Annotated in this window: 23 protein-coding genes; 11 read left to right on the top strand and 12 right to left on the bottom strand. The window is 72.1% G+C overall.

The features are described from left to right. Window positions 1–203: 203 nt before the first annotated feature. The gene (locus tag IG78_RS0112860) at window positions 204–3824 is read right to left on the bottom strand and encodes a BTAD domain-containing putative transcriptional regulator (RefSeq protein WP_051852583.1); all 3621 of its coding nucleotides are present in this window, start codon (window positions 3822–3824) and stop codon (window positions 204–206) included. A gap of 177 nt (window positions 3825–4001) precedes the next feature. Here IG78_RS0112860 and IG78_RS0112855 point away from each other — a divergent pair, with 177 nt between their 5' ends. The 3 genes from IG78_RS0112855 (at window position 4002) to IG78_RS0112845 (ending at window position 6613) form a co-directional block, all read left to right on the top strand. Beyond that, the gene (locus tag IG78_RS0112855) at window positions 4002–5021 is read left to right on the top strand and encodes an NADP-dependent oxidoreductase (protein ID WP_030562364.1); all 1020 of its coding nucleotides are present in this window, start codon (window positions 4002–4004) and stop codon (window positions 5019–5021) included. Further along, window positions 5021–5617 (top strand): NAD(P)H oxidoreductase, encoded by a 597-nt coding sequence (locus tag IG78_RS0112850; RefSeq protein WP_225882193.1) that lies wholly within the window; start codon window positions 5021–5023, stop codon window positions 5615–5617. Before IG78_RS0112855 ends, IG78_RS0112850 begins: the two co-directional genes overlap by 1 nt. A gap of 129 nt (window positions 5618–5746) precedes the next feature. Next, window positions 5747–6613 carry a polysaccharide deacetylase family protein gene (locus IG78_RS0112845; RefSeq protein WP_030562360.1) on the top strand — a complete coding sequence of 289 codons (867 nt, stop codon included), beginning with the start codon at window positions 5747–5749 and terminating at the stop codon, window positions 6611–6613. 67 nt (window positions 6614–6680) lie between these two features. On the opposite strand, the gene IG78_RS0112840 is transcribed toward IG78_RS0112845, so the two are convergent. After that, window positions 6681–7085: an ATP-binding protein gene (locus IG78_RS0112840; RefSeq protein ID WP_051852582.1), complete on the bottom strand. Its 405-nt coding sequence runs from the start codon at window positions 7083–7085 to the stop codon at window positions 6681–6683. Between the two features lie 148 nt (window positions 7086–7233). On the opposite strand from IG78_RS0112840, the gene IG78_RS0112835 reads away from it, so the two are divergent. From IG78_RS0112835 to IG78_RS0112820, 4 genes are all read left to right on the top strand, one after another. Then, window positions 7234–8070 (top strand): helix-turn-helix domain-containing protein, encoded by an 837-nt coding sequence (locus IG78_RS0112835; RefSeq protein ID WP_030562356.1) that lies wholly within the window; start codon window positions 7234–7236, stop codon window positions 8068–8070. Beyond that, complete coding sequence (locus IG78_RS44885) at window positions 8067–8240, top strand: DUF397 domain-containing protein (protein WP_063760744.1); 174 nt, start codon at window positions 8067–8069, stop codon at window positions 8238–8240. The genes IG78_RS0112835 and IG78_RS44885 overlap by 4 nt, the downstream gene beginning before the upstream one ends. Window positions 8241–8432: 192 nt before the next feature. Then, window positions 8433–8774: a hypothetical protein gene (locus tag IG78_RS0112825; RefSeq protein ID WP_030562354.1), complete on the top strand. Its 342-nt coding sequence runs from the start codon at window positions 8433–8435 to the stop codon at window positions 8772–8774. Window positions 8775–8942: 168 nt separating this feature from the next. Further along, entirely contained in the window at window positions 8943–9293 is a 351-nt protein-coding gene (locus IG78_RS0112820; RefSeq protein WP_157855785.1) for a hypothetical protein, read from the top strand. Here the strand turns inward: IG78_RS0112820 and IG78_RS0112815 are convergent. Next, window positions 9281–10231 carry a LysR family transcriptional regulator gene (locus tag IG78_RS0112815; RefSeq protein ID WP_030562350.1) on the bottom strand — a complete coding sequence of 317 codons (951 nt, stop codon included), beginning with the start codon at window positions 10229–10231 and terminating at the stop codon, window positions 9281–9283. The genes IG78_RS0112820 and IG78_RS0112815 overlap by 13 nt on opposite strands. A 375-nt stretch (window positions 10232–10606) precedes the next feature. Here IG78_RS0112815 and IG78_RS0112810 point away from each other — a divergent pair, with 375 nt between their 5' ends. Beyond that, window positions 10607–10951 carry a hypothetical protein gene (locus IG78_RS0112810; RefSeq protein WP_030562348.1) on the top strand — a complete coding sequence of 115 codons (345 nt, stop codon included), beginning with the start codon at window positions 10607–10609 and terminating at the stop codon, window positions 10949–10951. 822 nt (window positions 10952–11773) lie between these two features. On the opposite strand, the gene pdxR is transcribed toward IG78_RS0112810, so the two are convergent. Continuing rightward, window positions 11774–13195: a MocR-like pyridoxine biosynthesis transcription factor PdxR gene (gene pdxR / locus IG78_RS0112805; RefSeq protein WP_030562346.1), complete on the bottom strand. Its 1422-nt coding sequence runs from the start codon at window positions 13193–13195 to the stop codon at window positions 11774–11776. Between the two features lie 47 nt (window positions 13196–13242). Here pdxR and IG78_RS0112800 point away from each other — a divergent pair, with 47 nt between their 5' ends. Both IG78_RS0112800 and IG78_RS0112795 read left to right on the top strand, forming a co-directional pair. Then, window positions 13243–13782: a carboxymuconolactone decarboxylase family protein gene (locus IG78_RS0112800; RefSeq protein ID WP_078965439.1), complete on the top strand. Its 540-nt coding sequence runs from the start codon at window positions 13243–13245 to the stop codon at window positions 13780–13782. Further along, entirely contained in the window at window positions 13779–14513 is a 735-nt protein-coding gene (locus IG78_RS0112795; RefSeq protein ID WP_030562342.1) for an isocitrate lyase/PEP mutase family protein, read from the top strand. The genes IG78_RS0112800 and IG78_RS0112795 overlap by 4 nt, the downstream gene beginning before the upstream one ends. A gap of 162 nt (window positions 14514–14675) precedes the next feature. On the opposite strand, the gene IG78_RS0112790 is transcribed toward IG78_RS0112795, so the two are convergent. From IG78_RS0112790 to IG78_RS0112765, 6 genes are all read right to left on the bottom strand, one after another. Next, complete coding sequence (locus IG78_RS0112790) at window positions 14676–15641, bottom strand: ABC transporter substrate-binding protein (protein WP_030562340.1); 966 nt, start codon at window positions 15639–15641, stop codon at window positions 14676–14678. Window position 15642: 1 nt separating this feature from the next. Further along, a complete protein-coding gene (locus IG78_RS0112785) occupies window positions 15643–17619 on the bottom strand; it encodes an ABC transporter permease (protein ID WP_030562338.1) in 1977 nt (658 codons plus the stop codon). Next, window positions 17619–18767 carry a quaternary amine ABC transporter ATP-binding protein gene (locus tag IG78_RS0112780; protein ID WP_078965437.1) on the bottom strand — a complete coding sequence of 383 codons (1149 nt, stop codon included), beginning with the start codon at window positions 18765–18767 and terminating at the stop codon, window positions 17619–17621. Before IG78_RS0112780 ends, IG78_RS0112785 begins: the two co-directional genes overlap by 1 nt. Continuing rightward, window positions 18764–20299, bottom strand: coding sequence for a GMC family oxidoreductase (locus IG78_RS0112775; protein ID WP_030562327.1), 1536 nt, complete (start codon window positions 20297–20299; stop codon window positions 18764–18766). Before IG78_RS0112775 ends, IG78_RS0112780 begins: the two co-directional genes overlap by 4 nt. 257 nt (window positions 20300–20556) lie before the next feature. Continuing rightward, window positions 20557–22086 carry an aldehyde dehydrogenase family protein gene (locus IG78_RS0112770; protein ID WP_107054891.1) on the bottom strand — a complete coding sequence of 510 codons (1530 nt, stop codon included), beginning with the start codon at window positions 22084–22086 and terminating at the stop codon, window positions 20557–20559. A gap of 124 nt (window positions 22087–22210) precedes the next feature. After that, complete coding sequence (locus tag IG78_RS0112765) at window positions 22211–23185, bottom strand: LysR family transcriptional regulator (protein ID WP_404827723.1); 975 nt, start codon at window positions 23183–23185, stop codon at window positions 22211–22213. 105 nt (window positions 23186–23290) lie between these two features. Here IG78_RS0112765 and IG78_RS0112760 point away from each other — a divergent pair, with 105 nt between their 5' ends. Further along, entirely contained in the window at window positions 23291–24772 is a 1482-nt protein-coding gene (locus IG78_RS0112760; RefSeq protein WP_037686029.1) for an MFS transporter, read from the top strand. Here the strand turns inward: IG78_RS0112760 and IG78_RS52150 are convergent. Next, window positions 24769–25638 (bottom strand): hypothetical protein, encoded by an 870-nt coding sequence (locus tag IG78_RS52150; RefSeq protein ID WP_051852581.1) that lies wholly within the window; start codon window positions 25636–25638, stop codon window positions 24769–24771. The genes IG78_RS0112760 and IG78_RS52150 overlap by 4 nt on opposite strands. A 2-nt stretch (window positions 25639–25640) precedes the next feature. Next, on the bottom strand, window positions 25641–26027 hold the full coding sequence (locus IG78_RS0112750) for a hypothetical protein (protein ID WP_051852580.1): 387 nt from the start codon (window positions 26025–26027) through the stop codon (window positions 25641–25643). Window positions 26028–26052: the final 25 nt, after the last annotated feature.

The raw sequence follows: 26052 nt of genomic DNA, 5'->3' as shown, positions 1-26052 counted from the left end.
TGCGGTGCCTGTCCTGCGGGCCCGTCGTCGCCCGGAGGGCGGCCACGCGGCGTCAGGTGCGTGCTCTCGGCGTGCCGGGCGCGGGCCCTCGTACTGGACGTACTTGGGTCTGCGTCCGGTGGGGCGGAGGGGGTACCTCCCTGCTCGAGCGAAGACGAGAGCTTGGGGGAGCGTGCATGGCGTCGCGTGGCAGACGGGAATTGTCAGGCAGGCCCTGGGGCCGCCTGGCCCGCGTCGTCCCCCTTCTCGTACGCCGCCTCGAACGCGGTGGCGCCCAGGGCCGCCCGGGAGCGGGCGGTGGCGCGGTCCACGTCGGTGCGTTCGGCCGGGGGCAGCGGGGCGCCCTCGGCCTGGCGGAGGGCTGCGGCCTCACCGAGGAGGGCGGCGGCGTCCAGGTGCTCGCCCGCCAGGGAGCGGGCGCCCGCCAGGCCTTCGAGGGCCAGGGCCACGGCCCGGTTGTCGCCGGTGTCCCGGGCCGCGTCGAGGCCCTCGCGGTGCAGGGTCTCGGCGCGCGCGGCGTCGCCGCGCTGCTCGGCGACGTAGCCGAGCTGGGCGAGGACGAGGGCGGCGCCGGAGGCGACGCCGAAGCGCCGGTTGAAGTCGAGCCAGGGCAGCAGCAGGCGTTCGGCGGTGTCCAGGTCGCCGCGGTGGCGGGCGCCGAGGGCGAGGCCCGTCTCGGCGAACTGCTGCGCGGGCCGGTGGGACTGCTGACCGGCGAGGCGGGCGGCCCGCTCGTGGTACTCGTCGGCGCGGTCGGGGTCGCCGGTGAGCAGGGCGATGCGGCCGAGCCGGGAGAGCCGGAAGGAGACCTCGGTCCAGAGTTCGAGTTCCTCGGCGCCGCGCATGCCCTCGCGTTGCAGTCGGGCGGCCACGTCGTAGTCGGCGGTGATCTCGGCGAGCACACCGAGCAGTTCCGCGGACTGGAACTGCCCCCAGCGGTCCCCGAGTTCCTCGTAGAGCGCGGCGCTGCGCTCGGCGTCGCTGCGCAGGCCCGCGAGGTTGCCGCCGTAGAGGGCGCGGACCGAGCGGGTGGCGAGCGCGGCGGCCTCGCCCCAGCGGTCGCCCTCCGCGCGGAACTCCGCGAGCAGCCCCTCGATGCGCAGCGCCTCCTCCGGAGACCGGTCGTGGCCGCAGCGCGCGAAGGCGAGGAGCCAGCGGGAGCGGGGGTCCGCGCCGCTGGTGTCGAGGCCGCAGTCGGCTCCGTACGCGCACTCGTCCTCGCCCACGAGCAGGGAGAAGGCGCCGCGGGCGGTGGCGGCGGAGGCTCGGGCCCGCCCCAGGTCCGGGGCGGCCGTGCCCGGGGTGGCCGTGCCCGGGGCGGCCGTGCTCAGGTTCAGGGCGAGGAGCAGGGAGCGGATGGCTTCGGTGAGGCGGCCGCGGAGGTACCAGTACCAGGTCTGGGCGTTGACGAGGCGCAGCGCGAGGGCGGCGTCGCCGTCGGCGGCGGCCCAGTCGAGGGCGGCGCGCAGGTTCACGGTCTCGGCGTCGAGGCGGTGCAGCCAGCGGCGCTGGTCGCGGCCGTGCAGGGCGGGGGCGGCACGCTCGGCGAGGTCGGCGTAATGGTGGGCGTGACGCCGCGCGAGCTCCTTCGACTCGCCCGCCTCGCCGAGACGTTCGAGGCTGTACGCGGTGACGGACTCCAGCATGCGGTGGCGCAGCGGTGTGCCGGGCACCGGGGGCGCGGTGGCGAGCAGGGAGCGGTCGACGAGGCGCGCGACGAGGTCGAGGACGTCCTCGGCGTCCAGCTCCTCCGGAGCGGAGGCGTCGCGGGCGTCGGGGGCTCCGGCGGCTTCGCCCCGGGTGGGCCCCAGTACCGCCTCCGCGCTCTCCAGCGTGAAGCCGCCCCGGAAGACGGCGAGTCGGCGCAGGGCGCGCCGCTCCTGGGGCGTGAGCAGCTCCCAGCTCCAGTCGATCATCGCGCGGAGGGTGCGCTGGCGGGCCGGGGCGTCGCGGCGCACCTGGTTGAGGAGGCGGAAGCGGTCGTGCAGCCGGTCGGCGAGGTCGTGCACGCCGAGGGCGCGGACGCGGGTCGCCGCCAGTTCGACGGCCAGGGGTATGCCGTCCAGGCGGCGGCAGATGAGGGCGACGGCCTCGCGGTTGTCGTCGCCGAGGGCGAAGCCGGGGGCGGTGGCCGCCGCGCGCTCGGCGAAGAGGCGGACCGCCTCGTCCTCTTCGAGGGGTGCGACGGCTTCCAGGGTTTCGCCGGTCAGGGCTAGGGGCTCCTGGCTGGTGGTGAGGATGTGCAGGTGGGGGGCGTGGCGGAGGAGGTGGGTGACGAGGGGGGCGGTGGCGTCCAGGACGTGTTCGCAGTTGTCCAGGAGGAGGAGGGCGTGGTGGGGGGCGAGCGTGCGGGTCAGCCCCGCTGTGCGGGTCGGCACTCCTGTGGGGGGCGCCGACCCGGCGGGGGAGGGTTTCCCGGGAGACGGCTCCCCGGGAGACGGCTTCCCGGGAGACGGCTCCCCGGGGCGGGTGGGCCCTGCCGGGGGCTCCCCAAGCCCGCCCCTTCCCGAAACCGGGGGCTGCGCCCCCGGGCCCCCCTTTCGGCCTTCGGCCTCGTCCTCAAACGCCGGACGGGCTGAAATCTCAGGCACCGGACGGGCTGAAATCTCAGGCACCGGACGGAGGGAAAACTCCCGCTCCGGACGGAGGGAAAACTCCGGCTCCGGACGGGGTGGAAACTCCGGCTCCGGACGGGGTGAAACCTGGCCCGGCGCCTCGTCCTCGAACGCCGGACGGGCTGAAGCATCCTCCCGGATGCCCAAGGCGGCGGCCACCGCCTCCGGCACCCCCTCCCCCGTCGTCCCCGCCAGCTCCACCAGCCACACCCCGTCAGGGAAGTCCTCGGCCAGGCCCGCCGCCGCCTCCAGGGCCAGGCGGGTCTTGCCTACGCCGCCGGGGCCCGTGAGGGTCACCAGGCGTTCACGGCGTATGAGTTCGCGTACGCGGGACACGGAGTCGGCGCGGCCGACGAGACCGGCGACGGGGGCGGGGAGGTTCGTGCGCGGGGGTTCGCTGACGGCGGGCGCCACGGAGGGTGTCGTCGGTGTCGTCGGTGTCGTCGGCGGTGGGTTCAGGGCCGCTTCCTGGCGGAGCATCGCGCCGTGCAGGGCGCTGAGTTCGGGCCCGGGGTCGGTGCCGAGTTCGTCGGCGAGGCGGACGCGCAGGTCCTCGTACGCGGCGAGGGCCTCGCTCGGCCGCCCCGCCCCGTACAGCGCCCGCAGATGCGCCGCGCGCAGCCGCTCCCGCAGCGGGTGCCGGGCCACGAGGTCGGCGAGGCCATCGGCGAGGGCGGCGTGTTCGCCGAGGTCGAGGCGGAGTTCGGCGAGGGTCTCGTGGGCGGTGAGGTGCTGTTCCTCCAGGCGTGCGGCAGCCGCCCTGGCGAAGTCCGCGTCGCGGAAGTCGGCGTACGCGGGGCCGCGCCACAGGGCGAGCGCGTCGGTGAGGAGGGCGGCACGGGCGCGGGGCCCCGCGGTGGCATCGTCGTACGCGGTCGCGGTCAGAGCCGTGAAGCGGGCCGCGTCGGTGGCGTCGGCGGCGATCCGCAGCGCGTAGCCCGCCGGGCCGTACGTCACGAGGTCCCGGCCGCCGGGCTCGGCGGCGAGGGCGCGGCGCAACTGGGAGACCTTGGTCTGGAGGGAGTTGGCGGGGTTGGCGGGAATCCTCGTCCCGCCCCACAGGTCCTCGACCAGGGCGTCCACCGGGGCGGGGTGGGGGGCGCGGGCGAGCAGCGCGGCCAGGAGGGTGCGCACCTTCGCCTCCGGTACGGGGACGGGGTCGCCGTCGTCCGTACGCACCGTGAGTGGGCCGAGCACCTCGAATCGCATGGGGCAACCGTAATCGGCCCCGCGGGCAGCGCGTCGTGCGTGGACCGTCGGTGATCCGTGCGCGGGCCCCGGCATCTTGTTCCTCGTCAGCAGGGACCGCGGGGCGACCGCAACACCGCCCCGCCCCGCATCACACCGCGCACCACTCCGCACTTCAGTGAAGGAACGGAACATCTCATGCCGAGCTCCCGTGAAATCCGTCTCGCCACCCGGCCGGTCGGCTTCCCCTCCCCCTCCGACTTCGAACTGGTCACCACCGAGGTCCCGGACACCGTGACCGACGGGCAGGTCCTGGTCCGCAACACCTGGATGTCCGTGGACCCGTACATGCGGGGCCGCATGGACGACGTGCCGTCGTACATCGCGCCGTTCGAACTCGGCGCATCTCTGGAGGGCAACGCGGTCGGCGAGGTCGTCGCGTCGGGCTCGGCCGGTGTTCCGGTGGGCGCGACCGTCTCGCACTTCGCAGGCTGGCGGGAGTACGCGGTGCTCGACGCCGCCGCCGTGACGGTGATCGACACGTCGGTGGCCCCCGCGTCGGCCCATCTGGGTCCGCTGGGGGCGACGGGCCTCACGGCGTACGCGACGCTGAAGCGGATCGCGCCGGTCCGTGAGGGTGACGTGGTGTTCGTGTCGGCGGCGGCGGGCGCGGTCGGGAGTGTGGCGGGCCAGGTGGCGCGGGCGCTCGGCGCGTCCCGGGTGATCGGTTCGGCGGGCGGCCCCGAGAAGACGAAGAAGCTGCTCGACACGTTCGGGTACGACGCGGCGCTCGACTACCGCCAGGGCGCGCTCGACGAACAACTGGCGCAGGCGGCGCCCGACGGCATCGACGTCTACTTCGACAACGTCGGCGGCGACCACCTCCAGGCGGGGATCGGGGCCATCCGCCGTGACGGCCGCATCGCGCTGGTCGGCGGGCTCGGCGAGTACAACGCCACCGCTCCCGTGCCCGGCCCGAACAACCTCCTCCAGGCGGCGAAGCAGGAGGCGACCCTGCGCGGCATGCTCGTCACCAGCCACCTCGACCTGTTCCCGGAGTGGATCGCGACGGCGTCCGCCATGATCGCGGACGGGACGCTGCGCACCGAGCAGACCGTCGTCGAGGGCATCACCGCGGCGCCGGACGCCTTCCTCGGTGTCCTGCGCGGCGCCAACACCGGCAAGATGCTGGTCAAGCTCGTGGCAGGAGCCAAGTGATGGCAGCGACAGCGACGGCGAAGATGAATGTCCTGCTGGTCACGGGCCACCCCCGGGCCGACTCGCTGACCGCCCAGCTCGCCCGGCACGCCCGTGCGCGGCTGACGGCCGAGGGTCACACGGTCGACCTCATGGACCTGGAGGCCGAGGGCTTCGACCCGCGGATGACGCCGGCCGACGAACCGGACTGGGACGATCCGCACAAGGAGTACTCGCCCGAAGTCCGCGCGCACATGCGGCGGGTGGCGGACGCGGACGCGATCGTGGTCGTCTTCCCGCTGTGGTGGTTCGGTCTGCCCGCGCTCCTCAAGGGCTGGATCGACCGGGTGTGGAACAACGGTTTCGCGTACGGCCGCGAGGACAAGCTGCTCGCCGGGAAGCGGATGCTGTGGCTCGGCCTTGTCAGCTACGACGAGGCGCAGTTCGCCGACCTGGGCTGGGAGGACGCGGTGACGCGGATGCTCGGCAGGGGCATCTCGCAGTTCTGCGGGATGCGGCCGGAGCGGGTGGCGGTGCGGTACGTGTACGAGGCGCTGAGCGTGGGCGAGGGGGCGTTCAAGGTCCTTGAGGAGGCGCTCGACGACTTGACGGGTTGACGGGTTGACGAACGAATTGACCTTGCCCGCTCGATCGACCTGCCCCACTTGACCCTCACATCAATGTGAAGGTTCGAACATGTTCCCCGAGCGGCACATTCGACTTCATATTCATACGAGGTGAGCGTCATGGACAACGAGCTCTACGACTACAGCCCCATCACGGACCGGGAGCCGATCCGGTGGCCCGAGGGCAAGCGGGTCGCCTTCTACGTAGGCCTCAACGTGGAGCACTTCGAGGTCGACAAGCCCGCGACCAGCATCTTCGCGGGCACCTCGCACCTCACCCCGGACCCGCTCAACCACGGCTGGCGGGACTACGGGCCGCGGGTCGGCTTCTGGCGCACCCTGAAGACCCTGGACCGGCACGGCGTCCGCGCGAGCGCCCTCCTCAACTCCGACGTCGGCGACCGCTATCCGGGGATCGTCGAGGCGGGCCGGGAGCGGGGCTGGGCGTGGCTCGCGCACGGCAAGAACAACTCGATCTTCCAGGCGGACATGACGGAGGACGAGGAGCGGGCGTACCTGACGGATGTCGTCGGCACCATCGAGCGGACGACCGGGACACGCCCGCGCGGCTGGATGGGGCCGGGCCTCACGGAGACCTTCAACACCCCGCATCTGCTGCGTGAGCTGGGTCTCGACTACGTCCTGGACTGGACGGCCGACGACCAGCCGTTCCCCCTGAACGTGCCGGGGATGCTGAGCGTGCCGTACTCGGTCGAGCTGAACGACATCAGCCTGTTCGTCAGCAAGGACACCACGGGCCCGGACTTCGTACGGATGCTCAAGGACCAGGTCGACCAACTGGCGGCGGAGGCAGAGGCCGACGACAGCGGACGCGTGCTGCCGCTGGCCCTGCATCCCTTCGTCATCGGCCAGGCGTTCCGCGCGAAGTACCTGGACCAGGCCCTGGAGTACGTCGTGAACCACCCGGGGGTGTGGGTGACGACGTCGGACGAGATCGCGGAGCACTATCGCGCGCAGCGCGGCTGAGCCGACCGGCGGCGGGGCCTCCTCCCCTTCTGGGCCCCGCCTCCACTCCAGGCGTACGACGCCGCCGTCAGCCCTTGCCGTCCAGCTCCGCCCACACCGTCTTGAGCGGATCCGGCCCCAGCTCCACGCCCCACCGGTCCGCGAGCGCCGCGACGATCACGAGCCCCCGGCCCGACTCGGCCTCCTCGTCCGGCTCCCGCACGACGGGCAACCGGTCACTGCGCGTGTCCGCGACCTCGATACGGAGCACGCCGTCCGCCCTCCTGGTGAGCGTGAGCCGGAAGTCCCGCGCGGGGACCCTGCCGTACACGGCGGCGTTGGCCGCCAGCTCGGCGACGATGTGTTCCGCGTCCTCGTGCGGCTGTGCCCAGGCACGGAGTTGCTCGGCCGCGAGCAGCCTCGCCCTGCGGGCTCCCCTCCACGTGGAGGGCAACTGGGCGCAGAAGCGCCGCTCGGTCCTTGCGGAACGCACGGTTCGGGTGATTTCTGAGTTCACGTGACTCAGCGTGGTCGCTGGCGCTTAGCCTGAACAGTAATGAGGCCTGTGCGTACGGTGACTGTACGGTCCTGTCCCGACGCGTACCGGCCGTACCCGTGACCTGGGGAGGTCCGCCGTGAGCATGGACGACATCGGCTGGGAGGTCGACGCCGACGACGAGTCCAGCGCGATCGCCGAACTCATCGGACGGCAGATCAAGTTCTGGCGGGAGGCGGCGGGGCTGCGGGCCGTGCAGTTCGGTGAGCTGATGGGGTACGGGGAGAACCTCATCCACAAGGTGGAGCGGGGGGCGCGGATTCCCCGGCCGGAGTTTCTGGACCGGGCGGATGAAGTGCTGAATACGGGGGGTCACTTGCGGGGGTTGAAGCCTGACGCGGAGAAGGCCCGGTACCCGAGGAAGGTTCGGGATGTCGCCAAGCTGGAGGCCCAGGCGGTCGAGGTGTGCTCGTACAACAACTCCGTGGTCGACGGGCTGTTGCAGCACGAGGACTACGCGGAAGCGGTGTTCAGCAACCGGCGCCCGCCCCTCCCGCACAACGAGGTGGAACGGCGACTGCTCGCGCGCATGGACCGCCAGCAGATCCTCAAGGACGCGGTCGGGCGTACCGTCTTCAGCTTTGTGCTGTGCGAGTCGACATTGCGGCGCAATCCTGGGGGCACAATGACACTGCGCAACCAGCTCGAACACCTGTCGTCGGTCAGCGGTTTGCGGAACGTGGACATCCAGGTCCTGCCCTTGAGCCGCGAGCGGAACACAGGACTCGAAGGGCCCTTCCGCCTGACCAAGCTCAAGGACGGCACCACCGTCGGACTGATCGAGGTCCAGCTCGCCAGCCGCGTGGTCACCGACCCGAAAGAGGTCCAGATCCTCGATATGCGCTATGGCATCATCCGAGCGCAGGCCCTGACGCCAGAGGAGTCACAGGACTTCATCGAGAAGATGGAAAGAGAGTCATGACGCTGGAGTGGTTCAAGAGCAGTTACAGCACGGCGGACGGACCGTCGTGCGTCGAGGTGGCCGCAACCACCCACACCATCCACATCCGCGACTCCAAGACCCCCGAGGCCCCCCACCTCACCGTCACGCCCACCGCGTGGGCGGACTTCCTGCGCCGTACCGTCGAGTGAGCCGTACACAAAACTGCGCAGGCATCACAGAACACCGTTGCGCCACGCGCAAGCACCCCACACCCACATGGTCCAAGGCGTAACGTTTCCGCACCCATCGAACGGGTGATGCGTGTCAGCCGCACGGGGCTCCGGCGAGGGAACGCGCCATGCTGCGAGGGCTCTCCCCCTCGGCAGCAACAAGGAGTTCCCATGCGTCTTCGTCACACTGTCGGCGCCGCCTTCGGCGCCCTCGCTCTGGTCCTGACCGTGCCGACCTCGTCCCACGCGGCCAACGGCTTCTTCCAGTACCAGTACGGCGACCCGGCCAACCCGCAGTCCAAAGTGCTGAAGAACCCGGCCTCGCGGAGCTGTCACAACATCGCCGAAGTCCAGGGGAAGCGCGTGAACGCCTTCGCACCCCGCAACAAGACCGACGAGGAAGTCTCCCTCTTCGCCGAGGAGGACTGCAATGGCGATTACACGGACCTGAAGCCCGGCGCCGAGGACAACAGCAAGACGCGGACGTTCAAGTCGGTGCTCTTCAACGGGTAAGCGGCCTCCGGCCCGACTGGATGATCCCGCCGCCCTGACTCCCCGGCGAGGGAGGGGCGCATCCCGTGGCGGGAAGGGGCGCGCGGGGGAACGAGTCACTCCCGCTGGTGGGTGGGTGCGGGCCGCGCCTTCTTGTCGCGCCCGCCCCCGTTCGGGACCGTTGCGTTCATGATGAAGCGAACGACTGTGGCCCTGGCCCTCGCGGGGGCCGCCCTGCTCCTGACCCCGCTCACGGCGGGGCACGCGAGCGCGAACCCCACCGCCCCCGCCACCCGGGTCGCCGCCTGTGAGACCGGCGGCCCGCACACCGACTTCCGGGGCACCGGCATCCACATGCGCAACCGGCCCGGCGGCAGCCACGTCGGCTGGGCCAACCAGGGGGACTGCGCGTACTGGTACCAGGCCGACGCCGGGCCGCGCGTGCAGTGCCCGGACGGCAGCAACACCGTGGCCTGGCAGCTCGTACAGAACAAGCGCACCGGCGTCGTCGGATACGTCTCGGCCTGCTACCTGGGCTGAGCCCACGACGGCCGCCACGTTTCGGCGGGCTCCCCCGCTGCGCGGTCCCGCCGCGCGGCGAGGAGATGGTCGCGCAGCGCGGTGAGGCCGGGGTGCGGGTTGTCGGTGTGCCACAGCAGGCAGTGCGGGTAGACGGGCGTCGGGTCCCGTAGCGGGACGAGACGCAGGTCGTGGCCCGCGGGCCAGACGAGCGGGGTGCGCTCGCTGAGGAAGGTCGCCAGCGTGGCGGAGTCCGCGATCGTGTCGAGGAGCGACTCGATACCGAAGTGAGGACTCGGCCCGACGACGTCCACGGTGAAGCCGAACACCGCGGCCATCTCGTCGTAGTAGGCGGCCCACTCGGTCCCGGAGGTGTTGCCGGGCATCCAGATCCGATGCCCGGCGAGCTGCGCCGGGGTGATCGAGCGGGCCCCCGCGAACTCGTGGGCGGGGCCGGTGAACAAGTGCATGGGCTCGTCGAGTACGGGAACGGCCTCGATGTCGTCGGGGAGTTCACTGCCCGGCATGGTGACCGCCCGGAACGTCGCGTCGATCGCGCCCGACTGGAGCGCGGCGACCGCCGCGTCGACGCCGAAGAGGGTCACGACGTCGAGATCGGCCTCCGGGTGCGCACGGTGGAAGTCCCGCAGCAGCCCGGCCGTGGCGACCCTGCGGCCCACCACGTCGACGCGCAGCGCCCGGCTCCCCGGCTGTACGGAGGCCATCGCGCGCTCCTCGGCCTGGAGCAGCGCGCGGGCGTGGGGCAGGAACGCCTGCCCGTCGATGGTGATGCGCGCGCCCCGAGGCGTGCGGTCGAACAGCCGCACCCCCAAGTCCCGCTCCAGCGCGGCCACCCGCTTGGACACGGCCTGCTGGGTGATGCCCAGATCGACAGCGGCCTCCTGGAACTGCCCGCTGTCGGCGGCGACGACGAAGGTACGTACGGCGTTGAGATCCACCCACCAAGCTTAGCGACCTCCACACAACTGTTGGTTGCACGAGAACGCCGCCTTGTTGTTTGTGCCCTGTACTCCGTCTGGCTTTGATCCCTCAGGGACAACTCACGGTTGTCCCTGACCGGTGGTGACGGTGACGGCGGATGCGGCGAGCCATCTGCTCTCGGCGCGGCGCGACCGCGTCGCAAACGCCGGCGGACCGGGCACCCCCCGGACGCCGTAGGAAGGATCGTTTCGACGGCCCTCATTCGGGCGAAGCCGCCCCGCACAGGGGATGACGCGGCCCTCTCCGAGGCAGGTTGCGAAAGCGTCCGCATCCCGGGCCGACCGGTGCCGCATCGGCGCCGGAACCACCGCATCCCGAAAAGGAGTGCCTCCGTGCGCTTTCGCTCCTCCGTCGGCGCCGCCCTCGGCGCGCTCGCCCTCGTCCTGACCCTGCCCACCTCCGCGAGCGCCGCCGACGGGACGTTCCAGTACACCTACAGCGGGCTCGACGGCAGGCCCCAGCTCGCCACACTGGTCGACCCGGAAAGCCGCGTCTGCCACACCCTGCCGGAAGTCGCCGACGAAGACGCGTCGTCCCCTGCGCACTCTCCCCGCAACCGCACCAACGCCACTGTCACCGTCTTCACGGAGGCCGACTGCGAGGGCGCCCACTACACCCTCCGTCCCGGCGGCCAGGCCTCCGAGCGCCTGAAGATGCGCTCGGCGGTCTTCAGCTAGGACGGGCACCCGGAGCCCCCGGTGCGACCCCGTCGAGGGACCGTACCGGGGGCACCGCTCCACCGGGGCGGGCTACCGCACCGCCCACTTGATCGGCTCCTTGTCCCGCCTAGCCCATTTGTCGCCCATGCGCCCGGGGGGGGCGGGCGTCGTACGGCGGGGGGCGGGTGTCGTACGGCGGAGGGCGGGCGTCACGCGGCGGGAGGGCTGGGGCCCAGGTGCCGGAGCAGCGGGCCGTTCGGACTCGGCTCCGCTCGGCTCGGCTCCCGGGCCTGTCACCTACTTCGTGAAAGTTGCGCGAGGCGCGCGGGGGGAGTGCGAATGGCGAGGTATGCGCCCCCATCCCTGCGCATACCTGCATACCTACGTACCTGCGCAGGTGGGGAGGGCGGGGAGGGGCGTGAATTGCTGGCCGCGCGCTACCGCTGCGCGCCGCTCGCAACTTTCACAAAGTAGGTGTGCGGATGGAGGGAGCCGGTGTCCGGACGGATGGGGGGCCGGTGGCCGAGCCCACAGCCGAACCGGCGGTCAAAGGAGCGGTCGAACCGGCTGTGCCGGGCGGGAGTCGGCGACGAAAGCTGATAGCCGTCACCGGGGGGTCCCCGGGGGCCCCACCCCTGGCCGCCCGGACAACAGCACTTCGCGCTGGAGGGACGGAAGTCAAGGGTGGAGCGAAGCGGAATCGGCGTAGCCGACGCCCGCAGGGCGCCCTTTACTTCCGTCCCGGAAGCGCCACTCTGCCTACTTCCGGGCGGCCACGTTCACGCCACGGCGCAGGCCCACCCACCCAGAGCCCATGCTTTCCCGCCCAGAGCCCGTGCTTCAGGGCAGCGCCCTGCACAGGGCCTCCAGCGCCGCCGCCCACGCCCGATCCGACGGCGTCCCGTACCCCACCACCAGCGCGTCCGAAGAAGGCTCCACCGCCCGGGGGTGCCGGAACCGGGACAGCCCCTGGAGGGCCAGGCGCTGCCAGTGCGCGGCCTGCACCACCGTCTGCTCGCTGCCCGGCGGAAGGCGCAGAACGGCGTGCAGACCGGCCGCGATACCGGTCACGCGGACGTCGGGCGCACGCTCGGCCAGGGCGGCGACGAGCTGATCACGCCGGCGCCGGTAGCGCAGCCGGACGGCCCGGACGTGGCGGTCGTACGCACCGGACGTCAGGAACTCCGCGAGCGTCACCTGTTCGAGCGCGCTGCTGCCCGCCCCGTGGGCGTCCTTGAGCTCGGCGACCTCCGGGGCCAGGGCGGCGGGCAGCACCATCCAGGCGAGCCGCAGCCCGGGCGCGAGGGACTTGCTGGCCGTGCCGAGGTAGACCACGCGGTCGGGGTCGAGGCCCTGGAGCGCGCCGACCGGCTGCCGGTCGTAGCGGAACTCCCCGTCGTAGTCGTCCTCCAGGATCAGGCCGTCGGCACGGCGCGCCCAGTCGACGGCCGCCGCCCGCCGGTCGGGGTGCAGCGGCACCCCCGTCGGAAACTGGTGCGCGGGGGTCAGCAGAACCGCCCCGTGCCCGGCGAGACCGTCCGTGCGGGCACCGCGGTCGTCGACGGCGAGCGGAACGGTGCGCAGGCCCGTGCGGGCCAGGCGCTCCCAGTGGAGGTCGAGGCCGTACGACTCCACGGCGATCCGCCCGAGTCCGCGCTCGTGCAGCAGGGCGCCGAGGAGGCTAAGACCGTGGGCGATACCGGGTACGACGATGATCCGGTTGGGGTCGGCGTGGACGCCGCGGGCGCGCGAGAGGTACGCGGCGAGCGCGGTGCGCAGCTCGACACGGCCGCGCGGGTCGCCGTAGCCGAGGACGTCGTCGGGCGCGGCCGCGAGCGCGCGCCGGGCCGACTTGAGCCACTGCGTGCGCGGGAACGACGCCACGTCCGGTCTGCCCGCCATCAGGTCGTACGTGGGTGCGCCGCCCGTCCGCCGCGGGCGCGGGGAAGCCACCGGGCCCGGCACGGCGCGCTCGGCGACGCGTGTGCCGGAGCCCTGCCGTGCCGTCAGCCAGCCCTCGGCGACCAGGTCCGCGTACGCGTCGGCGACGGTGTTGCGCGCGATACCGAGGTCCGTGGCGAGGGTGCGGGACGACGGCAGGCGGGTGCCGGGGGCGAGACGGCCGCCGCGCACCGCCTCGCGCAGGGCGTCGGTGAGACCTTTGCGGACGCCGGAGGCCACCGCCGCAGGGGTGTCCAGGTGCAGGTCCACACCCAGGTCCACACCCAGGTCCACACCGGAAGTGGCCCAAGAATCCTCCATGGAAATGGACCATACCTCTGGGCTAATCGGATCGTAGCGTCGTACGTATGACGAACATGGAGAGCGGCACCGAAAGCGGCACGGTCCGCGAGGACGAGCGCCTTCCCGAGCACCTGCCCCGTCTCGACATCGCCGAGCACGCCCCCGAGGCGTACAAAGCCATGATCCGGCTCGCCACCGCCGCGAAGAAGGGCGTCGACCCGGTCCTCTTCGAACTGGTGCAGTTGCGGGCCTCGCAGATCAACCACTGCGCGTTCTGCATCGACATGCACACCAAGGACGCCCTCGCCGCGGGTGAGAGCGTCGAGCGGATCGTGCAGCTCAGCGCCTGGGAGGAGTCCAAGCACTTCTACACGGCCAAGGAGATCGCGGCCATCGAGCTGACCGAGGCCGTCACCGTCCTCACCGACGGCTTCGTGCCGGACGACGTGTACGAGCGGGCCGCGAAGCACTTCGACGACACCGAGATGGCCCACCTGATCGCGGCGATCACCCTCATCAACGGCTGGAACCGCTTCGCGGTGACCTCCCGCATGGTGCCGGGCCACTACACGCCGGGCTCGACCGCGCACCGGCCCGCCGAGTGACCGGCACGGCCGCGGCGTTCGGCGCGCTGCACCGGGACCGGGCTCCCGGCGATCCGCTCGTCCTGCCGGGACCGTGGGACGCGGCCAGCGCCCGCGTCTTCGAGGAGGCCGGGTTCCCCGCGCTCGCCACGCCAAGCGCGGGTGTCGCCGCCTCCCTCGGGTACGCCGACGGGTCCGTGCCGCCGCGGGAGATGTTCGAGGCCGTGGGGCGGATCGCGCGGGCCGTGTCGGTGCCGGTCAGCGCGGACGTCGAGGACGGGTACGGGCTTGAGGCGCGGAGGCTGGTGGGGCGGTTGCTCGACGCCGGGGTCGTCGGGTGCAACCTGGAGGACTCCTGGGGGCGCGAGGACACCCCCGTGGGGGGTCTCAAGGACGCCCAGGAGCAGGCGGATTACCTCGCGGCGGTGCGGGAGGTCGCCGGGGCGGAGCTGTTCGTCAACGCGCGCGTCGACACGTACGTCCGTGGGGTGCCGGACCTGGCGGAGACCGTCCGGCGGGCCCGGCTCTACCTGGCGGCGGGGGCCGATTCCGTGTACGTCATCATGGCGCCCGTCGACGTCATCCCCGCCTTGCGGGACGCGATCGACGCGCCGCTCAATGTGGTCCACCTTCCGGGTGGGCCGTCTCCCCGGGAGCTCGGGGAGCTGGGGGCGTCTAGGGTCACCTTCGGGCCGGGGTTGCACCGCCGGGCGATGGAAGCGCTGCGGGGGGTCGCGGAGGGGCTGGGGTAGGGGCCCTGCCGGGGGCTCCCCAATCCCGCCCCTTCCCGATCCTGGGGCTCCGCCCCAGACCCCGGTCCTCAAACGCCGGACGGGCTGAAATCTTCGCCGACGCGGCAAAGTCTCAGCCCGTCCGGCGTTTGAGGACGAGCGCGCAGCGCGATTGACGGGGGGCTACTTCGGCAGCCAGGACCGCCATTTCGACTCGTGCGAGTCGATCCACTTCTTCGCCGCGTCATCAGGCGACATCTTCTTGTCGGCGATCAGGAGGGAAACCTCGTTCTGGTCAGCCTCGGACCACCGGAAGTTGCGGAGGAACTCCGCGGCCTTGCCGCCGTTCTTCGCGAAGTCGGCGTTGAAGTACTTCTGGAGCGGCGTGTGCGGGTAGGCGCACTTGATCTTGGCGGGGTCGGCGTCGCAGCCCTCCTTGTAGGCGGGGAGCTTCACCTCCGTCATGGGTACCTTCTCGAACAGCCACTGCGGCTTGTACCAGTAGGTGAGGAAGGGCTTCTTCTGCTTGGCGAACTGTTCGATCTGGGTGATCTGGGCCGCCTCGGAGCCCGCGAAGACGACCTCGTAGTCCAGGTCCAGGTTCGCCACCAGGGCCTTGTCGTTCGTCACGTACGACGGGGAGCCGTCCATGAGCTGGCCCTTGTCGCCGCTCTCGGAGGTGCGGAACCGGTCGGCGTACTTGTTGAGGTTCTTCCAGTCCGTGACGTCCGGGTGCTTCTTGGCGAAGTACGTCGGGACGTACCAGCCGATGTGCCCGGTCACGCCGACATCGCCGCCGGGGACGATCGTCTTCTTGTCCTTGACGTAGCGCTGCTCCTGGTCCGGGTGGCCCCAGTCCTCCATGATCGCGTCGACGCGGCCCTGGCTGAGGGCGTCCCAGGCGGGCACCTCGTCGATCTGGACCTTGTCGACGCGGTAGCCCAGCTCGTTCTTGAGCAGGTACTCGGCGACGGCGACATCCGCCTGCGCGCCGACCCAGGACTGGACCGAGAGGGTCACCGTCCTGGCTCCGGCGGCGTTCGCGTACGGGGACGCCTGCTTGGTCATGTCGGCGGCACCGCAGCCGGAGAGCGCGATGAGCGCACCGGTCGCCGTGACGGCACTCATGACACGCGTACGAACGCGCATGTCACGCTCCCTTCTTCGCGCTGTGTTCCCGGCGTGTCGTGGGCTGCGTGACCCGGTCGAGCATCAGGCCGAGGCAGACGATCGCGACACCGGCCACCAGGCCCGTCGCCAGGTCGCCCTGCGCGATGCCGAACACGACGTCGTAGCCGAGCGCGCCACCGCCGACGAGGCCGCCGATGACGACGACGGCGAGGACCAGGACGACGCCCTGGTTGAGGGCGAGCATCAGGGCGGGACGGGCGAGCGGCAACTGGACCTGGCGCAGTTGCTGCCAACCGGTGGCGCCGAGCGAGCGCGAGGACTCCATCGCGGCGGCGTCGACCTGGCGCAGGCCCTGCGTGGTGATGCGGACGACGGCGGGCAGCGCGTAGACGACGGCCGCGGCGACCGCGGGGGCGCGGCCGATGCCGAAGAGGGCGACGACCGGGATCAGGTACACGAACTGCGGCATGGTCTGGAACACGTCGAGCACCGGGCGGAGCAGGCGTTCGAACCGCTTGCTGCGGGACGCCGCGATGCCGGTCGCGAAGCCGAGGACCAGCGTCACGGCGACACCGGCGAGGACCTGCGCGAGCGTGTCGAGGGACTTGTTCCATACGCCGAGGACACCGATGGCGCCCATCGCGGCGACGGCGGTCAGCGCGGTCTGCCAGGTGCCGATCAGCCAGGCGAGGGCGGCGACGATGAGGAGGACCGACCACCAGGGCAGGCCCTGGAGACCGTCGCGGACCGGGTTGAGGACCCATTCGGTGAAGTTCGCCGCCCAGTCGGCGGTGCCGCCGACGACGGGCACGCCGGTGTAGATGTGGTCGACCATCCACTCCTTGGCGGTGTTGACCGACGGGGCGATGTTGACGACCCAGTCCGTGGGCCAGTCCACGCGGTCCGCGAAGCGGGCGGCGAGCGCGGCGACGACGGTGACGGCAGCGGCGACGGACCAGCCGCGCGGGCCCCGCAGTGGCGAGTTGTCCTCCGCGTGGGCGCCGACGCGCTCACCGGCGGCACCGGTGACGCGGTCAAGGACCACGGCGAGCAGCACGATGGGGATACCGGCGGCGAGCGCCTGGCCGACGTCGACGGTGGAGAGCGCCTGGTAGACGCGGTCGCCGAGGCCGCCCGCGCCGATGACGGAGGCGATGACGGCCATGGAGAGCGCCATCATGATGGTCTGGTTGACGCCGAGCAGGAGTTCCTTGAGGGCGAGGGGCAGGCGCGCGGAGAGCAGCCGCTGGCGTCCGGTCGCGCCCAGCGAGGTCACCGCCTCCATCACGCCGCCGTCGGCGCCGCGCAGGCCGAGCGCGGTGAGCCGGGCCATGGGCGGGGCGGCGTACACCACCGTCGCGATGATGGCCGCGGGCACGCCCATGCCGAAGACGAGGGCGAACGGCAGCAGGTACGCGTACGCGGGGAGCACCTGCATGGTGTCGAGCACCGGGCGCAGGATGCGGAAGGCGCGGTCGTTGAGTCCGCCCGCGAGGCCGAGGAGCAGGCCGATCACGACCGAGGCGAGGACCGCCACGGTCATCAGGGCGAGCGTCTGCATGGTGGGCACCCACATGCCGAGCAGCCCGCACACCGCGAACGCGGTGGACGCCATGACGGCCAGCTTGACGCCCGCGACCCGCCAGGCGATCAGACCGGCGCCGATGGTCACTCCGGCCCAGCCCGCCGCGAGCAGGACGAGGTAGACGCCGCGCACGGACAGCACGATGGCGTTGGAGACGTGCCCGAGGAAGTAGGTGAACAGCCAGTGGCTGTCGCGGTTGTCGATGATCCAGTCGGTGGTCCTGCCGAGCGGCTCGGTCAGGTCGACGGTGAGGGCGTCGGGCCAGGCGCCGGAGGCCCACTTGGCGTTGAGGATCGGCACGACGACCGCGGCGGCGACGGCGAGCAGCAGGAGCTTACCGACGGCACGGTGCCGCAGGAGCGCGCCGATTCCCGTATCTCGTGCGGGAGTGGAAGCGGTGGCGGTGGCCATCAGGCGACCACCTCGCCCTTGCCGGGAGCCGGTGTCCTGGCGGGCCCTGGGGTGGCGGGCCCTGCCGTGGCGGTCCCCGCGACGACGGCGAGCAGCCCCGCGTGGTCCACCACGCCCAGGCAGCGCTTGCCGTCCATCACGCGCACCGGGAAGCCGGAGCGGGCGACGGCCTCGATGGCCTCGGTGACCTTGGCGTCGGGCGCGAGGGCGGCGCCCGGGGTCTCCTCGCCCTCGCCCACGGGGCGCATCGCGCTGCGTACGCTCATCACGTCGGCGCGGGCCACGTCGCGGACGAAGTCGCGGACGTAGTCGTCGGCCGGTGAGCCGACGATCTCCTCGGGGGTGCCGAGCTGGACGACGCGGCCGTCGCGCATCAGGGCGATGCGGTCGCCGAGCTTGAGGGCCTCGCTGAGGTCGTGGGTGATGAAGACCATCGTGCGGCCCTCCTCACGGTGCAGCCGCACGACTTCTTCCTGCATGTCGCGGCGGATCAGCGGGTCGAGCGCGCTGAACGGCTCGTCGAAGAGGAGGACTTCGGGGTCCACGGCGAGGGCGCGGGCCAGGCCCACGCGCTGCTGCTGGCCGCCGGAGAGCTGTCCGGGCTTGCGCTGCTCAAGGCCTTCGAGGCCGACCTTCTTGACGACTTCGAGGGCCTTGGCACGGCGCTCGGCCCTGCCGACCCCCTGGATCTCCAGGCCGTACGCGACGTTGTCGAGGACCGAGCGGTGCGGCAGGAGGCCGAAGTGCTGGAAGACCATCGAGGCACGGTGCCGGCGCAGTTCGCGCAGGCGGGCCCTGTCCATGGCGAGAACGTCCTCACCGTCGATCCGGATCGAACCGGACGTGGGCTCGATGAGGCGGGTCAGACAGCGTACGAGGGTGGACTTGCCGGAGCCCGACAGGCCCATGACGACGAAGACCTCGCCCTTCTTCACCTCGAAGGACACATCCCGCACGGCGGCGGTGCAGCCGGTGCGCTCGCGCAGCTCGGCCGGGTCAAGGGCTGTCAGTTCGCTGTCGCCCGGTATTCGCTCGGCTCTGGGGCCGAAGACCTTCCACAGGTTCTCGACGGCGAAGACGGGCCCGTCGCCGGGCGCCTCGCTCGTGTCCTCGCTCGTGTCCTTGCTCGTCACGACGGCCTCGCTCATCGGCCGTCACCTCCCAGGATCTCGGCACATTTCTCCCCGACCATGAGTACTCCGATCATCGGGTTCACGGCGGGCATCGTCGGGAAGACGGATGCGTCCGCGATTCGGATTCCTTCCAGGCCCCGGATTCTCAACTCGGGATCGACCACCGCGAGTTCATCACCGGAAGCTCCCATTCGGCAGGTTCCTGCCGGGTGGTAGACGGTGTGGGCCGCCTTGCGCACCAGCTCGCTGATCTCGGCGTCGTCGGTGACCTCGGGGCCGGGGAAGACCTCGCGCTTGAGCCACTTCTTGAACGGCTCGGCCTCGGCGACCCTGCGGGCCAGCTTGATGCCGTCGACGAGCGTCCGCCCGTCGTAGTCACCCTCGTCCTCGAAGTACTTGAAGTCGATGGCGGGCTTGACCTCGGGGTCAGCGGAGGTGAGGTACAGGCGGCCGCGGGCGCGGGACTTGGGGATGTTCGGGGTCATCGACACACCGTGCTCGGGGCGTTCGTAGCCGAGCCGCTCCGGGTTGTCGGTGAACGGGATCTGGTAGAAGTGGAACATCAGGTCCGGGCCCTTGTGGGCGGGGTCCCGCTTCACGAAGAGGCCCGCGTCGGAGTCCATCGCGGAGTTGCCGGGGATCGGCCCGTTCGTCTCCCAGACGATGACCGACTCGGGGTGGTCGATGAGGTTCTCGCCGACGCCCGGCAGGTCGTGCGCGACCGGGATGCCGAGGGCCTGGAGGTCCTTTGCGGGGCCGATGCCGGAGTGCATCAGGAGGCGGGGCGTGTCGATGGCGCCCGCGCAGACGAGCACCTCACGGCGGGCGGTGAGCAGTTGCTCCGCGCCGTCCCCGGTGCGGACGTGGACGCCGCGCGCGGTCTTGCCGTCGAGTTCCAGCCTGTACGCCCACGTCTCCAGGAAGAGGTGGAGGTTCGGGCGGTCGCCCGCCTCCATGTGGGGGTGCAGATAGGCGACGGAGGCGGAGGAACGCTTGTTGTTCTCCGGGTGGTAGGCCAGGTCGAAGAAGCCGACGCCCTCCTCGAAGGGCCGGTCGTTGAAGCCGACGACCTCGGGGACGTCCAAGGCGGACTTGACGGCCTCGACCCAGTCGGTGGCGATCTGGTTCTGGTCCTTCTTCGCGACGCGCACCACGTTGTTGCGCAGCTTGCCGAAGTAGGGGTCCATCGACGTGGCGTTCCAGCCGGTGGCGCCCGCCTCCTCCCACTCGTCCCAGTCGGACGGCAGCGGCTTGAAGGAGATCAGGGTGTTGTGCGAGGAGCAGCCACCGAGGACCTTGGCGCGGCTGTGCAGGATGTGCGAGTTGCCGCGCGGCTGCTCGGTGGTGGTGTATCCGTAGTCGAGTTCGCCGCCGAGGAGGCCGAGCCAGCGGCGCAGCGTCAGGACGTCGTCCCGGTCGATGTCGCTGGGGCCGCCCTCGATGACGGCGACGGAGACGTCCGGGTTCTCGGTGAGGCGGGACGCGATCACCGATCCTGCGGTGCCGCCGCCGACGATGACGTAGTCGAACTCGGTCTGGTCAGACATGCGTGAAGTGCTCCTCTTCCTGCGAGGTCGTGCAAGGTGCTCGCGCGTAATGAGCGGGGAGTGCTCGAACGTGTTACGCGCGGGGCGGTGTGTCCCGCCCCGCGCGTCTCGCTGCGTGGTGCCGGTGTTCGGCGCGTGATGCCGGTGAACGGCGCGTGGTGCCGGTGTTCGGCGCGTGATGCCGGTGAACGGCACGTGGTGCTGGTGGTCGGCGCGTCGGCGCGTGGTGCCGGTGGTCGGCGCCTGGTGAACGGTGGTCAGCCGGCGAACCAGCGGACCGGCTGCGGCGCCAGGTTCTGGTAGATGTGCTTGGCCTCGCGGTACTCGGCGAGCCCTGCGGGTCCCAGTTCGCGGCCGACGCCGCTCTTGCCGAAGCCGCCCCACTCGGCCTGCGGCAGATAGGGGTGGAAGTCGTTGATCCAGATGGTCCCGTGGCGCATCCGGCGTGCCATGCGGCGGGCGCGCCCGGAGTCGGTGGTCCACACGGCGCCCGCGAGTCCGTACTCGGTGTCGTTGGCGAGGGCGAGGGCCTCCTCCTCGGTGCGGAAGGTCTCCACGGTGAGGACCGGGCCGAAGACCTCCTCGCGGACGACCTTCATCTCGCGGTGGCACTGGTCGAGGACCGTCGGCTCGTAGAAGTAGCCGGTGGCGGGGCGCGCGTCGGTGGGCTCGGGCCGCTTGCCGCCGCACCGCAGCACGGCGCCCTCCTCCAGGGCGGATGCGACGTAGCCCTCGGTCTTCTCGCGCTGCTCCTTGGAGACGAGGGGGCCGCACTCGACGCCGTCCTCGGTGCCGCGGCCGAGGCGGATCTTCTCGGCGCGCCGGGTCAGTTCGGCGACGAAGCGCTCGCGCACCGACTCCTCGATGATGAGGCGGCCGCCGGCGGAGCAGACCTGCCCGCTGTGGATGAAGGCGGCGTTCAGCGCCTGGTCGACGGCGGTGTCGAAGCCCTCGTCGGTGGCGCAGGCGTCCGCGAAGACGACGTTCGGGTTCTTGCCGCCGAGTTCGAGGGCGACCTTCTTCACGCCGACGGCGGCGGCCTGGGCGACCTTGGTGCCGGAGACGAGCCCGCCCGTGAAGGAGACGAGGTCGACATCGGGGTGGTCGGCGAGGCGGGCGCCGACGGTGTGGCCGGGTCCTGTGACGATGTTGGCGACGCCCTTGGGCAGTCCGGCCTCGACCAGGAGCTCGATCAGGGCGACCGTCGTCAGGGGAGTGATCTCGCTCGGCTTGATGACGAAGGTGTTGCCGGCCGCGAGGGCGGGCGCGATCTTCCAGCTCGCCTGGAGCAGCGGATAGTTCCAGGGGGTGATCATCGTGCAGACGCCGATGGGCTCGTGCACGACGACGCTGTGGATGTCGTCGGACCCGGCGTCCACGACACGGCCCGCGCCCTCGCCGATCACGAGGTCGGCGAAGTACCGGAAGGCGTCGGCCACGCAGTCGACGTCGACGCGGCCCTCTTCGACGGTCTTGCCCGCGTCCCGGCTCTCCAGGAGGCCGATCTTCTCGCGGTCACGGACCAGCAGGTCTGCGACGCGGCGCAGCAGCGCGGCGCGCTCGGCGACCGGCGTGCCCGGCCAGGGGCCCTCGTCGAAGGCCCGGCGCGCGGCGGCGATGGCCGCGTCGGCGTCGTCCGTGCCGCCTTCGGCGATGATCGCGAACGGCTTGGCATCCGCGGGGTCGATGATCTCGCGGGTGGCGCCGGAAGCGGCGCCCAGCCACTCTCCCGCCACATGGATGGTCTGTTGTGCGGACACGTCCCTGTTGCCTTCCGTTCCTGGCATTTCGTCGGCATTCGCTGCCTTTTGCCCCACCTGATCACTCGTGGTAGCCGGGAGCACCTGCCCTGGTCCGGGAAAAGCATGCACGTTCGATGGCCGAAAGTGCGCTGTGTCACTCGACCCGCGGTTACGTGTCGTCACTCGGCTCGCGCGTATGTGTCGCCCCCGTCCGTGAACCCAGGTCCCGCACACACCCCCGCAGCCACGCGTGCGCCGGGTCCGCGTCGTTGCGGGGGTGCCAGGCCATGCCGAGGGTGAGCGGTGGCAGGTCGAGGGGCAGCGGGAAGGTCACAAGACCGAGGGTGTCCGTCAGGGGGCGCGCCCAGGACATGAAGAGGCCGACGAGGTCGGTGTGCAGCAGGATGAAGAGGGACGAGGGGTACGTCCCCACGCTCCCCACCACCTTGCGGCGCAGTCCGAGTTCCGTGAGGGCCGCGTCGACGGGACCGGACATCCGCCCCTTGCGCGACACCGCCAGGTGGTCCGCGGCGGCGAACCGCTCCGGCGTCACCTCGCCGTCGAGGAGCGGGTGCCCGGGGCGTACGACGCCCATCATCACGTCGTCGTGGAGGTGCTCGACCCGCACCTCGGGCGCGACCGTGTCGATCACGCCGACCTCCAGGTCCGCGGTGCCCTCGCGGAGCACGGGCGCGGCCAGATGGCTCTCCTGGAGGAAGCGCACCCGTACTCCCGGGGCCTCGGCCGCCGCACGGGCGAAGAGCTGGGGCGCCCACGCCGCGGCGAACGCGTCCTGGCCGACCACGGTGAGCGTGCGCGCGACCGTCCGCAGGTCCTGGGCGCCGGGACCGGCGAACACGGCCCGCGCCCGCTCCACCACCGCGCCCACCTCCGCCTGCACGGCGAGGGCGTACGGCGTCGGCACCATCCGGCGGCCCGCACGTACCAGGACCGGGTCGCCGAGTGCCTTGCGGAGCCTGCCGAGCGTGCGGCTCATCGCGGGCTCCGACAGATGCAGCCGGGCGGCGGCCCCGCGCACACTGCGCTCGTCGAGCAGCACATCGAGGGCGAGCAGCAGATTGAGGTCGACGCCGCCCCTGTCACCGGGAAGCTCCACCGGAAGCTGTCCTTGCGTCACACGCAATCACCTCTTGCACAAGTTGCACTGGAAAGCAGGTACGGGCTGAGCCTACGGTGACGGCATCCCCCTTCCGGACACTCCTGAGCCCGACGCTCCCCAGGAGGAGCCATGCCTGCGCCTGCCCACTCCCCGTCCACCACCCGCGCCACCGTGCCGCCCTCCCCCACGTCCCCGGGGCCGCCGGGGCCCCCGGGGCCGGGGCCCCTCAGACGCTCCACCCTCCTCGTCCTGTGCGTCTGCGTCCTCGTCGCCCAGAGCATGGTCGCCGCCATCAACCTGCTGCTCCCCCAGCTCAGCGCGTCCGGTCTGCACCTCACGGCCAGCGAACTCCTGTGGACCGTCGACGCCTACGTCATCGTCTTCGCGGGCCTGCTCATCCCGGCGGGCGCGCTCGGTGACCGGTACGGGCGCAAGGGCGCGCTGCTCGCGGGGCTCGGCCTGTTCGCCGCGGGCGCCACGCTGAGCGCGCTCGCCGTGTCCCCGGCCCTGCTCGTCGCGGGCCGCGGAGTCTCCGGCGCGGGCGCGGCGCTGATCATGCCCGCGACCATGTCGATCCTGGTGCGCGTGGCGCCGCCCGAGCAGCGGCCCCGCGCCCTGGCCTCCTGGACCCTCGCGCTCGGCCTCGGCGGCTTCGTGGGGAACGCCGGGGGCGGCCTGGTCGGCGAGTACCTTTCGTGGCGGGCGCTGTTCTGGGTGATGGTGCCGCTCGCCGCGGTCCTCGCGCTCGCCGTGGCCCGCGCGGTGCCCCGCACCGGCCACTCGGCGGGCACCCCCGCCGCGCCGTCCCTGGACCCCCTCGGCACGCTCCTGCTCACGGCGGGTCTCGTCGCCGTGCTCTTCGGCGTCATCGAGAGCCCGATGTACGGCTGGACCTCTCCCCGGATCCTGGGCGCCTTCGCGGCAGGTTCCGCCCTGCTCGCCCTGTTCACGGTGCACGCGCTGCGCTCCGCCGCCCCGCTGTTCGACCCGCGGGTCTTCCGCTCCGCGCAACTGCGCGCGGCGACCCTCGGCACGGCGGCCGGGTTCTTCGGCCTGTTCGCGCTGTTCTACGTCAACTCCCAGTACCTGCAGTACGTGCAGGGGTACGGGGCCGCGCGCGCCGGATTCGCCATCCTGCCGCTCACGGTGGGCATGGCCCTGGTGCCCCGGTTCGCGGCGCGCTGGGCCGCGTCGCCCCGGCCGGTGGTGGGCGCGGGCCTGCTGCTCATCGGGGCGGGACTGCTCGCCACCGCCACGGTCGACGCGGGCACCCCGTACGCGGTGTACGCCTGCTGGCTGCTCGTCATCTCCGCCGGTACGGGTCTGTGCATGCCCGCGCTGACGATGAGCGTGGTGTCCGCGCTGCCCCCGCACCAGGCGGGCCTCGGCTCCGGACTCGGCACCTCCGCACGGGAGATCGGCGCCGCCCTCGGCGTGGCCGTCACCGGCACGGTGCTCGCCGCCCACACCGGCACGGGACACGCGGGCGGCACGGCGGACTTCACGTCCGGGATGGCGGCGGCGCTGCGGGTGGTCGGGATCGTGGTGATCGTCGCGGCGGCCGTGGTGACGGCGGGGTTCCCTGGGCGGGACCGGGACGGCGAGGGCTAGGGCCTGTCGACTCCGGTGCCCCCGTCGGCTCCATCGGGCCCGGCAGCCCCGCCGGTCCCGGCAGCCCCATCCGCCCCGCCCGGCTCCGGGCAGTATGTGAGCGGCGGGCAGAACCACTTCAGGGCGGTCGCGACCAGCTCGCGTTCGTCCTGGGTGCCGTCCGCCTCCGCCCCGTAAGCGGCGATGGCGTAGATCTTGCCGTCCTCCGCCTCGAAGCGGTGGTCGACCACGTACCAGGTGCCGATCTCCGGCTCGTCCGTGATCCTGTCCGTGCGGTAGGCGAGCCGGGCTGCGGGGCGCGGGGCGGCCGGGTTCGTCAGGGAGAGCTGCTTGAAGCCCGCGGACTTCGGGACCTTGGTGTCGTCGAGGAACACTTGCAGCGAGGCCATCGGGGACGGCTCGCTCACCTCGTACACCTGGAGCCGTCGACTCCCGTCGGAGCTGCGGTAGTTGACGATGTCGATGGCCGTGCCGGTCTGGGCGCCCTGCCGGCCGCGGCTCCAGCCCCGCGGCACCGCGGTCCGGAAGCCCTCGTCGTCGAGGACGGACTCGTAGCCGGACGGCGGGCCGCCGTCGGGGGACGGCTGCGCGGCGTCCTCCGTGCCCGTCGTGTCCGTGCCCCCCGCGGCGCCCTCCGTGCCGGTGCGCTGCTCGGGCTGCCGGTGCGTCAGATACACGCTCGGCTTCGGCTCGTCCTTCCAGCCGAGCGCCCAGGTGCCGAAGGCGAGCCCGCACACCGCGAGCACCGCGACCGCCCCGCGCAGGGCGGTGCGCTGGCGCCCGGCGTCCCGGTCGTGGAGCGCCGCGATCGCCCGCTCCTGTTCCGGTCCGACCCACTCCTGCCGGTCACTGTCGTAGATCCGCACGTTCAGCCCAGGACCCCGGCCACGGCCTGGAGGAAGGCCGTCACGGACGCGGCCGTCGTGGCGGCGGGCGCGCACTCCGTGAGGGAGTCGCGCAGCCGTACGAGGACGCCGCGCTCCACGCGGCCGCCGCCCGTGATCTCGCCCTCGACCTCGTCGAGCTGGGCGGTGATCTCGTCGTCGGCGGGTGTGCGCTCGCCCTCGCCCTCGCCCAGCTCCCGGCGGAGCGTGCGGACGGCGCTCAGGAGGTCGCCGCGCGCCCGGTCGGCGACCACCGTCGTGTAGTTGGTGGACTCGGCCCTGCCGTGGTCGCCGAAGGCCAGGGAGCCGCCGTGGACGGCGCCGATGTGCACGCTCGCTCCGCCGCCCGGGGCCTTGTCGTCACTGCTCATGGGGTGTTCCTCCCGTAAAGGGCCG

It is taken from the genome of Streptomyces aureocirculatus (genome assembly GCF_000720475.1).
Lineage (GTDB): Bacteria > Actinomycetota > Actinomycetes > Streptomycetales > Streptomycetaceae > Streptomyces > Streptomyces aureocirculatus.
The sequence above is the reverse complement of the archived record's forward strand: the minus strand, read 5'-3'. Positions and strand labels throughout refer to the sequence as shown.